The organism is Citrobacter sp. Colony219 (assembly GCF_019382635.1).
GTDB classification, from domain to species: domain Bacteria; phylum Pseudomonadota; class Gammaproteobacteria; order Enterobacterales; family Enterobacteriaceae; genus Citrobacter; species Citrobacter youngae.
This window is the reverse complement of record NZ_CP080033.1, coordinates 2101326-2114049: the sequence shown is the minus strand read 5'-3', so window position 1 is coordinate 2114049 and position 12724 is coordinate 2101326. Positions and strand designations below refer to the sequence as shown.

Sequence of the window (12724 nt, the reverse complement as noted above, 5' to 3'; positions counted from 1 at the left end):
AATTACCTCGCGATATTCAGCGCCTTGCGCAAAATAAACGGACATACAATTAAAAATGCATATTCCGGACTAAATACTGAACCGGTGAAAAACAGCGACAACGGTGTAAAAAGATAAAGCTGCACCCGATAATGCTGATTATCACCAAACGCATTCATCATCATTTTCGTTACTTTTCCCATGTACCACAGGGATAATATTACGGCGAACCACGAAAAATAGATAATTAACAAATACAAACCATTGTCTATCGTTTTACCTACATCTGCACCGTTAAAGATTCCGAATGATGCAACATATTCATAAAGTGAGCCAAATCTCACTACACCATCGACATTCAGTAATGAATAGCCAACCATGACCAACGGTCCTACTATGCGATAATAAGATGAAGAGCCTTCAGTACCTAAATCACCAAGACGCGTCGTGATGTAGGGGAAGGCAAATATCACGCCCACCATAAACACACTCAGCGAGATAATTGCCAAGGGTAACTTCTTTTTTATCGCATCCTTATTCAGATACTGAAACGCCCACTCCAGCAGGTAAAACAAAATAAATGTCATCACCCCTGAAAACGATCCTGACAATATCACCCCTGCCAGAATCATAGCATCGGTCTTGGGCGTTTTGATACCAAACTGTTTGATGCTGAGCCAAATTGAGATTAACGCCAGAGCGAAAAATGCAGGCTCAAAATAGAGTGCGGTGGTACGCTTCCCACCAAATTTAATAAAGTTCAGCACATAGCTATTGCTGTAAATAAGATATTTCGAAATAGCTTCCATTATACTGCTGCCACCGCTGAGAATGATCTGTGCCATTTCAATGGCAGCCAGACCGACCACTAACCCCACCACCAGCCAGAATAAACGCAAAATTTTAGGATAGTTATGTGGCGAAATGGTTTTAAAGCGAATGCTCCACACCATGCCAATAATGATCACGGTATAGATAAACAACATGGCAGATGTTACATACTTGCTGGCATCCAGCGATTGGCCAAACAGGTAGTTAAACACCGCCAGCCCCCCACCCACTCCCAACGCAATCAACAGCTTTTTAATATTGATACGGTCAACAAACAGCAGTAGCAACAGTGGTAAGAAAGTGACAACGGTGACAGGGAAACTTTCACCCAGTTGCGCAAGCTTGACGTTAACCAGCAGATAAAGCAGCGGCAACACCAGATAGCTACAGACCCTGATAGTACGAGACATATTCCTCCAGCATCTGTTGTCCGCTGTATGCTGTCCGGCTCTGCTGGCTAAAGGTAGCCAGCGAGGTGTCAAATACCGCCTGTGCAATTTCTGATTTTTTCAGTTGTACCAGATGCAGAACATCCGCTTCACTGAATGTTTTGCCGCCTGATTTTGCCAGCACTTCCTGTGCCGCCTCACTGTGCGTGGCGATAACCGGTACACCGATAGAAAGCGCTTCGCACAAGATTAGCGGATAGTTATCAACCCGCGAACTGAACACCAGCCCATCCATCTGATTTAGCGCCCCCATCAAGGTTCGTTTGTCACTTTCAAACCCATGGTTGATGACGTTTGCTCCGGCAAACGGGGAAAACTTACCGAAGGTATGCAGCTCTATTTTGTCACCGAGCGCGATAAGCGCCTGGACCAGTTGCTGGCTGGTTTTGCCGTCATAGCGCAAATCATGGGCCACCACGGCAATTTTCGGTCTGCCCAGCGGCTCATGCTGAACCGGCAAGTCAGCAAGAATCGCTTCCGTCGCCACATCGATACCGTTATTGATGATGTGACAACACCCGGCACCGTACAGGCTGTTAAATGCTTCCGCCACATGTTGACTGGGCGAGATAAACTGGCAGCCAAGCGCCAGCATCGTACGAAACATTTGACGTTTCCCGGGCAGTTGCTGATGCGCTTTATCAACGTTAACCGGGGGATAGTTGCTTAACGTTGGACATTTCTGGCAGCCCGTTTTCCAGCCTTCGCAGCCATCGGTAAAGGCGCAGCGTCCGGTAACACTCCAGTGATCGTGCAGCGTCCACACAAAGGTGATATCGGGCTTATGTGCCTTCACCTTTTGGCAAAACGCCACTACCTCTTCGAGGTTCAGCCAGTAACTGTGCAGCACATGGAAATGCAGAACCAGCGGGCCCGCGGTGCGGATGATTGTGCGATACATACTGTCGAGGTTGCCAAACAGATCGCGGTTTGCGAGGCGAAACAGGGCAATATTCGCCGCCGACGTCAAACGCGGCGCATGTTTAATCACGTGCGGATAATTTCCGTGACTGGCGCTTCTCTTGCCTCCTTTGCCATAACCGTATACAAACCGCGACACCCACCCTTTTTCCAGCGCGCGCAGGTGTAAATCCAGCGCGACCCCGGCCGCCCCGCCTTCGGCAAGCCGAACATTAAATTGCAGAATATTCATTGCATTACCTTTGCTCTCACATGTTGACTCAGCATACTTAACGTCCTCGCAGACCGTCAGCCAGGCGTTTGCCGTTACGGATGGAAAGCAACGTCAGCAATGTGCGCCAGTTCATCCGCTTGTTACGGATCTGATAAAGAGTAAACAGCTGATATTTTTTACTCGCCCGGTCAAATTTACCTTTGTGTTTGCGATAGAACTGGAAGTAACCGGAGAACTTATGTGGGGATGAGGTAATACGCATCTCGCCGTGATTCACATGCAGGATCTGCGTCGCCTCTTTTACCTTCCAGGGTTTACCGTAGGCCACGACCATGCGCAGAAAAATGTCGTAATCCTGCGCGGCTTTTAACGTCGTATCAAACAGGCATGCTTTGAAACGCCAGGCCCAGCTAAAGACCTGATTACCAATGATATTGCGTTTATAAAATCGGCGACGTGAGTACATCGATTTTGGATACAGCGGCAGACTGGCTGGCTGTGAATAAACCTCACCTTCACAGACATAATCATCAGCGTATAGAAAAGCATGCGTTACCAGTTGATGACGAGACTGAAGGAATGAGCTCAGGCGATTCGGCGTCCACTCATCGTCATCATCAATCCCCGTAATGTACTGCCCACTGGCCTGCATGATGGCCTGATTGCGTACTGCGCACGCGCCGGAGTTCATCTCGTTATGCGTATAGCTCACGCGTGGATCGTTTAACGCCTCAACAAACTGTTGCAGCTGCTCATACTCGGCAGAGCAATCATCGACAATGATCATTTCCCAGTGACTATAGTCCTGGCGCAGCACCGATTTAATCGCCCGGATAGCCAACTGCTGGCGGTTCCAGGTGGGCATATAAATAGAAATTAGCGGGTTGTCTGTCGTCATTTTTTTGTCCCAGATAAAGTTGCCAGATGGCGCTACGCTTATCAGGCCTACATTCGATATGCGTTGCTGTTAGTTATCTATTTCGAATCCGACGTGTATTCGTATTCGTAGTAACCGTAATCCTGATACCCGCTGGCGCGCCGGAAAATGGAGTTGAGGATCACCCCTTTCACCTGAATTCCGTTTTGCCCGAAACGACTCAGACTGGTTTCCACCTCTTTCAGCGTATTGACCGCGTAACGCGCCACCATCAGCGTGGTTCCGACGTGGCGACCAACGATAGCCGCATCGGTCACGGCCAGTATTGGCGGCGTATCGATCAGCACCAGGTCATAGTTCGCACTGGCCCAGGTCATCAACTCGCCAAAGCGCTCGCTCATCAGCAGTTCTGAAGGATTAGGGGGAACCTGCCCGCGAGGGACCAGGTCAAAATGTGCAATTGAAGTTGGTTTTGCGCAGGAGGGAATGTCACCCTTGCCGCTAAGGATCTCAGACAGACCGTTGACGTTATTGGTCCCGAGCAGCTCATGGGTATAGCCTTTACGCATATCACAGTCGATCAGCAGTACGCGCTTGTCGGTCTGACTGATAACCGCAGCCAGGTTGGCACAGACAAATGTTTTGCCGATCGACGGGCTGACCCCGGTAAGCATCAGCACATTATTACGTGATTGCATCATGGCGAAGTGCAGGCTGGTACGCAGGCTGCGCACCGCTTCTATCGCGAGATCGGTCGGATTCCCCACAGCCAGTAACTGACTTTGCTTGTAGCGTTTCACACCTTTGATGGTCTGAACGTTATCACGCGCTTTTTGCCATTCTGACAGGGGAATGCTGGCATACACGCTGATGCCCTGCTCTTCAAGCGCCTGCGGGCTTTCAATACCGCGATTGAACAGCGACCGTAGCAGCACGCCAACCACTGAAAGCATCAAACCAAGTAGGATACTGCCGAGAATAATCAGCGCCGTTTTCGGTTTCAGGACACCAGGCTGGGCAATGGCAGGATCGACAATGCGCACATCGCCAACCGTACTGGCTTCCGTGATCTTCAGCTCCTGCTGTTTATTCAGCAGTTGCATATAGACCTGCTGGCCGGACTCCACATCACGCGTCAGGCGGACAATTTCCTGCTGCGTTTTCGGCATCGCCGTCACGCGCCCGTTAAGCTTGTTTTTTTCATCTTCCAGCGCCTGGCGTTTTTCCAGCAACGTGCGATACGCCGGGTGCGCTTTGGTGAACAGTTTGGAGATTTCAGCTTCTTTAAAGGTCAGTTCATTTAACTGAGCATCAATATTTACCATCGAGTCCAGCACCGCTTTGGCCTCCAGCGGTAAATCGACGGAGTCTTTATCCTGACGAAATGCATTCAGTTTGTTTTCGGCAACGTCCAGACGGTTGCGCACCTCCGGTAATTGTTTTGCCAGAAATGCCAGGCTTTTAGCGGCCTCTTCAGATTTACGCTCCACGTTCTGTTGCAGATAGTTGCGGGTAATACTGTCAAGGATCTGGCGGATTTGTTCACGATCTTCCCCCGTGAAGGTCAGACTCAACACCCCGGTATCTTTACCTGTTTCCGTCACCATCAGGTTATTTTGCAGATTGTTGATCGTGCCAAGCGTGGAGAACTTACTGACGGTAAATTCGCTACCCGGACTGGCATGAATCGCCTCAACCAGCATCGTTACACCGTCATGGTTCAGTAACTGCCCAACCTGGCCACGAGCGCTAAAGCCGCCGTCACTCACCAGTTGATAACTTTTGTAGTTCAGTACGTTCAACGTGAAGGTCTGTTCATTCATTGACGTTGGCAAGGCGAAAGTCGTTACATTGACCGTTTCATTCTGGCGGCCCATCAGACGGTCCCAGCCGGCACCAAAAAGAGGAAATGAATCTTTAGTGACGGAAATATCCAGATTAAGATCGTCTACCGTTTTGCCCAATACCCGCCGTGACTGAATAAGCTGAATTTCCGCTTCAGAAGCAGGTGGCTTGTTGGATAACGCCGAGCCAATATCCTGAACTAACGAGCTGCCGGTGTTTTGCTCTATTTGTACCAGCGCATCGGCACTGTAGATCGGCGTGGCAAACAGGGTGTAGAGCGCCGCACATAGCGCAAATGCGGCGGTTATGCCCAGTACCCACCAGCGTGCTTCGACTACGGTCCCCACCAGACGTCCGATATCGATTTCATCGTTGCCTGTTGCCGACGTGGCAGACTGTTTTTCTTTTTCTGTCATTGTTTTCCCTGCTCCGCATTCAGTGCCTGGGCCCATTGCTGGGCAGACCGCTCAAGTAGTGCATACACCGCATCAAACGCATCACGGCTTTTACGATACGGGTCAGGTATTTCGCGTTCGCTGTCCCAATGGCCAAACAGCATTACTTTGCCGCGCATCTCCGGCACCATTTCACACAACGCCGTAATATGGCGTTTTTCCATGGTCAGGATCAGGTCATACTCCCGACACATCCGTCCCGAGATTTGCCGTGCACAATGATTTTCCAGCGACAAGTTATGTGTCTGCGCTACACTGATGGCGCACGGATCGGCGCCCTTGCCTACCAGCGCGCCGAGACCAGCGGAAGACACCGTCAACGCCGGATGAAATTGCCTTAACAAGCGCTCTGCCGTCGGAGAACGGCAAATGTTCCCCACACAGACAACTAAGATTTTGTTAAACATGGCGATTACCAGTTGTGAAGGTCGCTGGCCGTATCCGTCATATAACGAACACCGCTAATGGTCGGCAGCAACTGATTGATCAAACGGTTCCAGCGAGCAACCGGCGCGGTCGTGACATACACCACATCGTAAGGCTGGAGTCGGAAAGAGGTCGCCATCACCAACGATGTCGCGTCAGACATATCAAGCTGGTAGATATTAGCTATCTTGCCGTTATGTCCACCCTCGCCTTTTAATGGACGAATAACAAAGATGCCACTGGCATTGGAGGTGGTCAGGTCGATGCCCTCCGCATTACCCAGCGCTTCGGTGAGTGTCATACCGCTGAAGTCCATCTTGAGGGTGCTCTGTTTTTTCACCTCACCCATCACGAACACTTTCAGGTCGTCATTTCGTGGGACAAACAGAATATCGCCAGGATAGAGCAGACGGTTCTGGCTCAGATCGCCATTTTGCATTAGCGCTTGCAGTGAAATGCGTTGCTCCTGCCCTTTGTGAGTCAGCACAACGTTGCGCCAGTCGGCCGCTTCTGTGAGGCCGCCTGCGGCATTAATAGCATCAAGGATAGTAAGAGGTACGTTGGTGATGGCCTGCTGACCGGATTTATTCACCTGCCCGGAGACATATGCCTTTTGCGAGCGGAATGCGGCGATATTAACGTCCACCTGCGGGTCTGCGATGTACTTCGCTAAGCGCCCGGTAATATCACTACGAATTTCTGCCAACGTTTTTCCCACCACGCTAACTTTGCCAATGTAGGGATAAAACATGGTGCCATCAGGTTGCACCCAGTTGCCGGTGTCGCTGGAGCTACGATACTGTCCCGCAGGCGTGGTGAGTTCGGGATGATCCCAGACGGTGACATTCAGGACATCGCCGGGTCCGACCCGGTACTGATACCCGGAGATCTCCTGATCCAGCGACATATTAGGTTGAGCAACATTCGGTCGCGGACGCAATTGTTCAACCAGTCGAGGGGTAAGCGGATAAACATTCACCATCCGGTTGATATCAAAATCGGCATCCTGCTGCTTAATCACATCTTTGCCCATGGTAGACATATTGCTGCCCGGAAACACGGTACAACCGTTGATCAATATTACCGACACCAATACTGGCATCAATTTAAGTTTGGATTTCATCATTGATTATTTATCACTTTGGCAGAGTCATTATCACGTGCGTTTTAAATAGCGATTACGCCTGTTTGCATTCACCTTGCCGTTAATTGAATAGAAATTTAACTGGCATCAGTCCTAAAAAAAATGAATCCATCTGCAGTCTCTTGACAGAATAATTTAGGTTTATCATCAGGCGACCAGGCACGCTACCGCCCCTGGCTTTATTGGCTACCAATGCACTGATTAATTTATATTTTTACCATCCTCGCTGTTGTCATCATATTCATAGCGCCTGCCCATCAGTAATAGCATGGTGCGATACTGGCAACATATTTCTCTTTTGATTATTACGGGAAGAATTGTTGCAGCTAACCGAATAGCAGGCAAGATAACAAGCCCTGAAACGTAGCCTTTTAAGATTAATATTAAGCATAAGGTATGTATATTTTTAGGATTTTATTGATGTTGACAATGTTAATATATAAATATCCAGCCTGCGATATTTCCTAAATATAACTGCATAAATAAAGCCATTTCTTGCAGTTACCTTCCGACTATTCTCTCGCCTCTGTCCTGATATAAAGGGCAGAGAAATCCCTTCTCGCCATTGCATTTTTCGTCGGTTTTACCCATGATCGAATTGTGACAATTGTCATATAACTATGGGTATAGCATTTACTATGGAATGGATTGCCGATCCGTCAATCTGGGCCGGACTCGTCACGCTAATCGTGATAGAACTCGTTCTTGGCATTGATAATCTTGTTTTTATTGCCATCCTCGCGGAGAAACTCCCGCCATCCCAGCGGGATAAGGCGCGTATTACCGGGCTACTGCTGGCGATGGTTATGCGCCTGCTGCTGCTGGCATCAATATCATGGCTGGTGACGCTGACCACACCTCTGTTCAGCATTCGGGACTTCAGCTTCAGCGCCCGCGACCTGATCATGCTGTTCGGCGGTTTCTTCCTGCTGTTTAAAGCGACGATGGAGCTCAACGAACGGCTGGAAGGGAAAGACAGCGACAATCCCACCCAACGTCGGGGTGCGAAATTTTGGGGCGTGGTCGCGCAAATTGTGGTACTTGATGCCATTTTCTCACTGGACTCGGTGATCACCGCTGTTGGTATGGTTGATCATCTGGCGGTCATGATGGCGGCGGTGATCATTGCCATCAGCCTGATGATGCTGGCCAGTAAATCGTTGACCCGCTTTGTTAACAGCCACCCAACTATTGTTATTCTGTGCCTGAGCTTCCTGTTGATGATTGGTTTCAGCCTGGTCGCGGAAGGCTTTGGTTTTCGCATACCGAAAGGCTATCTGTACGCGGCTATCGGCTTCTCGGTCATGATAGAAGCCCTGAACCAGTTGGCTATTTTTAACCGTCGTCGCTTCCTGTCGGCTAACCACACGTTACGCCAGCGTACCGCCGAGGCGGTGATGCGTCTGATAAGCGGTCAAAAAGAAGATGCCGAGCTGGATGCCGAAACTGCCGCTATGTTGGCGGATCATCATGAAGGCCAGATTTTTGCACCACAAGAACGGCGGATGATTGAGCGCGTACTGAACCTTAATCAGCGAACCGTCAGCAGTATCATGACGTCACGCCATGATATCGAGCATATTGATCTCAATGCTCCGGAAGCAGAAATTCGCACACTACTGGAGAAAAACCAGCATACGCGCCTGGTCGTAACCGGAGAAGATGAACAGGAAGAACTGCTCGGTGTGGTGCATGTAATTGACCTTCTGCAACAGTCGCTGCGTGGCGAACCGCTCGATTTGCGCGTCTTACTTCGCCAGCCGTTGGTATTCCCGGAAACCCTGCCGCTTCTTCCTGCGCTGGAGCAGTTCCGTAATGCCCGTACACACTTCGCTTTTGTGGCCGATGAGTTTGGTTCGGTGGAAGGAATTGTGACGCTCAGCGACGTGATGGAAACCATCGCGGGTAACTTGCCAAATGAAGTCGAAGAGATCGACGCTCGTCATGATATTCAGAAAAATGCCGATGGGTCGTGGACGGCAAACGGCCATATGCCGCTGGAAGACCTGGTGCAGTATGTCCCGATCCCATTAGATGAGAAACGTGAGTACCACACCATTGCCGGGCTGTTAATGGAGTATCTGCAGCGCATCCCGAAAACCGGAGAGGAAGTACAGGTTGGCGACTATTTGCTGAAAACCTTGCAAGTAGAAAACCATCGAGTGCAGAAAGTCCAGTTGATACCACTGCGCAGTGAAGAAGAGATGGATTACGAGGTATAAGCGACATGCCGGATGGGGCTGAAGCCGCCATCCGGCACCAGGGTTCAAAGTTTATCCAGCAGCTTTTTAACGTCTTTGCCGTTGCGAGAGTCTTTGTTGCGATCGGCCCAGTCGTTCAATCGGCGTTTCGCTTCATCCTGCATATGCTTACGCAAGAGTTGGTCCACCTGCAGGTTATAGTTCAACGACTGCCACTTACCATAGACCCTGAGCGGAACTGGGGTCGCTTTGAGGAAATCGATCAATTTACTTTCCCCATTCCATCCGCCCAGCACGCGCACGTTAAACTGAGTATCACAATTTTGCTCAACCAGATCTAACGTGCCCTTACCCGAAAGCGCCAACATGGCAGACTGCCCTTCCATGTTATCCAGCGTAACCTTGCCGTTATCCAGTGTCAGATCGGTCACAAAGCGATCCAGCCGCGTCGCATTATCCAAATCCTGTTGTGAGCCTGCATTACCGCCGCTACGTTCAACCGCCTGTTGCACTAGTTGCTGGAAGTTCATGCCTTCCATACGCGTGCCGCTCATCTCAACATTGGCCTGTCCTTGCCAGCTGTGGCGAAATGCCTGCGCATCAATGTCAGAGCCCGAAAAATCGCCAGCCAGTGACAGCTTGCCAGTAAGGGCTATCGGATAGTCAAAAGCTTTCAGGATAGTGCCGATTTCTACGCCTTCCAGCCGTGGGTGAAAGACTGCCCGTGGTGAGCCTTTTCTGGCATCCAGCGAACCTGGAAGTGAGATCAATCCACCGTCACTTTTCCCCTGCAACTCATTGATATTCAACAAGCCAGCCTGGTTGACGATTTTTGCAGAAACATGATCAAATGCCATTTTCCGCCAGAGAACTTTATCCGCCTGTAGTGCAATGTTGGCGGAAAATCCTTGCAGCCCCTGATAAGAGACGGCATCAACCTGCGAGGAAATGACTGGTCGCGCCAGCGTCGACTGGCTCTGACTCTGCTGTGCCCTGGTATCTGTCGCCGCCAGAGCATCATGCTGTACAATCAGATTATCCAGATTGAGCTGGCCGAATTTCAGATTGACGTCCCATGCGGGTTTCTCCGCCAGCGTCACCTGAGCTTGCCCGGCGAGTGAACTGTCATTAGCAGTTAAGTTAATCTGCGTAAAGTTGAGCTGTTTTTTCTCTTCCTGCCACCGAGCCTGAAGCTGACCCTGGCCGCGGATCCCCTGCGGCGGCAAGTCAGCGCCCTGTAACTGCCAGCTCAGCTGCTCAATATTGGCGACTAAATCATGCGGATAGTCAGACGCATCGACAGCGCCACTGATGGACAACGTCAGGTCGCGCTGGTCACGGTTAACGCGGCCGGTGAAATCGAACGTTCCACGATGCTGGGCATCCTGTTCCATATTCAGGTGAATATCACGAACCGTTATCTGTTCATCGTCTTCATGCTGGAATACCAGAACGCTGTCAGCCACGCGCAGGCGAGCGATATCAAACGACCATCCACGATCCTCTGCCAGATCCGGCAGTGTATTATCTTTTGGCGCAACAGGGGCATCGACTCCGCGCACAGCCTCGGTTTCAGGTATGAGTTGAATCACCGCGCCTTTGAGCATGACTTGCTTTACGCTGAGTTGGTGACTCAACAACGGCCACAAGGCGACGTCCAGACGCATATTGTCGGCACGAACCAGCGGTTCGCTGGCACCTTCGGCCGTTAGCACCATGCGCCCGGAGAGAATGCTCAACTGGGGCCATACGTGCCAGCGCAGAGGACCATCCAACTGCAGTTGATATCCGCTACGCGCCGCAACTTGCTTCACCATGTATGCGCGGAAATCATTCGGATTAACCAACAATACTAACGCAGAGAAACCGGCCACCAGCACGACCAGAAGAATCATCAGCGTCGTCAGAAATCGTCTCATGCTATCCCCAATGGACTGAAAACACTCAGTCTTTATCGATCCGGCTGGCTACCGCGCCCTGCTGATCGCGATACTTCGCATCCTGGCGACGGTTGTAAGGTCGCGCTGCCGGGCCGGAAAGCGGTTCGAAGCTCAGTGCCCCTATCGGCATACCGGGGCGCAGAGCCAACGGTAATTTTCCTGAGTTGTAAAATTCCAGGACGATGCACCCCGACCAGCCCGGATCAATACGGTGTGCCGTAACGTGTACCATCAGGCCCAGACGTGCCAGCGAAGAACGGCCGTCTAACCAGCCAACAAGGTCGGAAGGCAGCGTAACGGATTCGAAAGTTACCGCCAGCGCTAATTCACCCGGATGCAGGAAAAACGCCTCACCGTCTTTGAGGACAATTTCATCACTCATTACGCGGTCAAGCGCAGCACTGACCTCATCCTTCGGTCCGCTCAAATCGATATACGCCGCCGTATGACCGCGGAACGTACGAAATTTGTTACCAAGGCGCACATCTACCGTTGCGCCATTGATACGCTCGACAGGAGGACGTGGATTGATCGACAGACGACCTTCATCCAACCAGGCTTCAATATCTCGGTCACATAAACGCATGGCACTTTCTCCTTTCGTGCTTCAAACCCTTAATGCCAGGCGCGTTAAGGGTGAACCAGGTTATCACTGAACGGTACACAATTCGCTGAACTTATTCAAAGAACTGACTGATTTTCGCCTTCAGAATATCGATAGCAATGCGGTTTTTACCCCCGCGAGGCACGATGATATCGGCGTATTGTTTTGAAGGCTCAATAAATTGCAGGAACATCGGACGTACGGTTTTTTGGTATTGCGCCATCACCGAATCCATTGAACGACCACGTTCATTCACATCCCGCTTGATACGGCGCATCAGGCAAATATCCAACGGCGTATCAACAAAAATAGAGAAGTTCATTTCATCACGCAAACGCGCATCCGTCAGCAACAAAATGCCTTCCAGAATAATGACTTTCTTGGGTTCAATATGAATAGTTTCTTGTGTGCGCGTGTGTTCAACATAGCTATAAACGGGCAATTCAATGGCGGAACCACGTTTAAGTGTTTGCAGATGCTGAAACAGCAAACTGTGATCCATCGCGTTCGGATGGTCGTAGTTCGTTTTTACGCGTTCTTCCATCGACAGATGGCTTTGATCCTTGTAATAGCTGTCTTCGGGAATAACGCCAATATGTTCGTCACCGACTTGTTCACGCAATTCGCGATAAAGGGTACTGGCAATAAGACTCTTGCCGGAAGCCGATGCGCCGGCAATGCCGATAATGACGCACTGATGGGACTGATCAGTCATAAATTTAGCGACCTGATTAACCTGGATGTAAGGAAGGGCGGCGTCGAAACGCCAAACGCGGCAATTATAGGGATTTCAGCCGCGCGATGCCAGCCCAGGCTGCACCAATGCTTTCCCTGTCGC

10 protein-coding genes are annotated in these 12724 nt (G+C 50.5%); 1 reads left to right on the top strand and 9 read right to left on the bottom strand.

The features are described 5' to 3' along the window. Nucleotides 1–2: 2 nt before the first annotated feature. The 6 genes from wcaD to JTI85_RS09175 all read right to left on the bottom strand — a co-directional run bounded on the left by wcaD (nt 3) and on the right by JTI85_RS09175 (nt 7123). Complete coding sequence (gene wcaD / locus JTI85_RS09200; RefSeq protein ID WP_219352466.1) at nt 3–1220, bottom strand: colanic acid polymerase WcaD; 1218 nt, start codon at nt 1218–1220, stop codon at nt 3–5. Further along, nucleotides 1195–2412: a colanic acid biosynthesis glycosyltransferase WcaC gene (gene wcaC / locus JTI85_RS09195; protein WP_048212042.1), complete on the bottom strand. Its 1218-nt coding sequence runs from the start codon at nt 2410–2412 to the stop codon at nt 1195–1197. The genes wcaD and wcaC overlap by 26 nt, the downstream gene beginning before the upstream one ends. A gap of 37 nt (nt 2413–2449) precedes the next feature. Continuing rightward, on the bottom strand, nt 2450–3292 hold the full coding sequence (gene wcaA / locus JTI85_RS09190) for a colanic acid biosynthesis glycosyltransferase WcaA (protein ID WP_005128312.1): 843 nt from the start codon (nt 3290–3292) through the stop codon (nt 2450–2452). A gap of 77 nt (nt 3293–3369) precedes the next feature. Then, nucleotides 3370–5532: a tyrosine-protein kinase Wzc gene (gene wzc / locus JTI85_RS09185; RefSeq protein ID WP_219352464.1), complete on the bottom strand. Its 2163-nt coding sequence runs from the start codon at nt 5530–5532 to the stop codon at nt 3370–3372. Further along, nucleotides 5529–5978 carry a low molecular weight protein-tyrosine-phosphatase Wzb gene (wzb, locus tag JTI85_RS09180; RefSeq protein WP_061067672.1) on the bottom strand — a complete coding sequence of 150 codons (450 nt, stop codon included), beginning with the start codon at nt 5976–5978 and terminating at the stop codon, nt 5529–5531. The genes wzc and wzb overlap by 4 nt, the downstream gene beginning before the upstream one ends. Before the next feature lie 5 nt (nt 5979–5983). Further along, nucleotides 5984–7123, bottom strand: a complete 1140-nt coding sequence (locus JTI85_RS09175; protein ID WP_048212045.1) for a polysaccharide export protein — start codon at nt 7121–7123, stop codon at nt 5984–5986. 656 nt (nt 7124–7779) lie between these two features. Between JTI85_RS09175 and JTI85_RS09170 the strand changes: the two genes are divergently transcribed. Then, entirely contained in the window at nt 7780–9363 is a 1584-nt protein-coding gene (locus tag JTI85_RS09170; RefSeq protein ID WP_048212046.1) for a TerC family protein, read from the top strand. A 44-nt stretch (nt 9364–9407) separates the two neighbouring features. Here the strand turns inward: JTI85_RS09170 and asmA are convergent, their stop codons facing one another. The 3 genes from asmA to udk form a co-directional block, all read right to left on the bottom strand. Then, nucleotides 9408–11261, bottom strand: coding sequence for an outer membrane assembly protein AsmA (asmA, locus tag JTI85_RS09165; protein WP_219352463.1), 1854 nt, complete (start codon nt 11259–11261; stop codon nt 9408–9410). 25 nt (nt 11262–11286) lie between these two features. Then, nucleotides 11287–11868 (bottom strand): dCTP deaminase, encoded by a 582-nt coding sequence (gene dcd, locus JTI85_RS09160; RefSeq protein ID WP_003036774.1) that lies wholly within the window; start codon nt 11866–11868, stop codon nt 11287–11289. Between the two features lie 91 nt (nt 11869–11959). Next, entirely contained in the window at nt 11960–12601 is a 642-nt protein-coding gene (gene udk, locus JTI85_RS09155) for a uridine kinase (RefSeq protein WP_005128328.1), read from the bottom strand. Nucleotides 12602–12724 lie beyond the last annotated feature (123 nt).

Excerpts from the sequence above, each read along its gene's own strand:
- wcaD (WP_219352466.1), bottom strand. The coding sequence starts at position 1,220 with ATGTCTCGTACTATCAGGGTCTGTAGCTATCTGGTGTTGCCGCTGCTT.
- wcaC (WP_048212042.1), bottom strand. The coding sequence starts at position 2,412 with ATGAATATTCTGCAATTTAATGTTCGGCTTGCCGAAGGCGGGGCGGCC.
- wcaA (WP_005128312.1), bottom strand. The coding sequence starts at position 3,292 with ATGACGACAGACAACCCGCTAATTTCTATTTATATGCCCACCTGGAAC.
- wzc (WP_219352464.1), bottom strand. The coding sequence starts at position 5,532 with ATGACAGAAAAAGAAAAACAGTCTGCCACGTCGGCAACAGGCAACGAT.
- wzb (WP_061067672.1), bottom strand. The coding sequence starts at position 5,978 with ATGTTTAACAAAATCTTAGTTGTCTGTGTGGGGAACATTTGCCGTTCT.
- JTI85_RS09175 (WP_048212045.1), bottom strand. The coding sequence starts at position 7,123 with ATGATGAAATCCAAACTTAAATTGATGCCAGTATTGGTGTCGGTAATA.
- JTI85_RS09170 (WP_048212046.1), top strand. The coding sequence starts at position 7,780 with ATGGAATGGATTGCCGATCCGTCAATCTGGGCCGGACTCGTCACGCTA.
- asmA (WP_219352463.1), bottom strand. The coding sequence starts at position 11,261 with ATGAGACGATTTCTGACGACGCTGATGATTCTTCTGGTCGTGCTGGTG.
- dcd (WP_003036774.1), bottom strand. The coding sequence starts at position 11,868 with ATGCGTTTATGTGACCGAGATATTGAAGCCTGGTTGGATGAAGGTCGT.
- udk (WP_005128328.1), bottom strand. The coding sequence starts at position 12,601 with ATGACTGATCAGTCCCATCAGTGCGTCATTATCGGCATTGCCGGCGCA.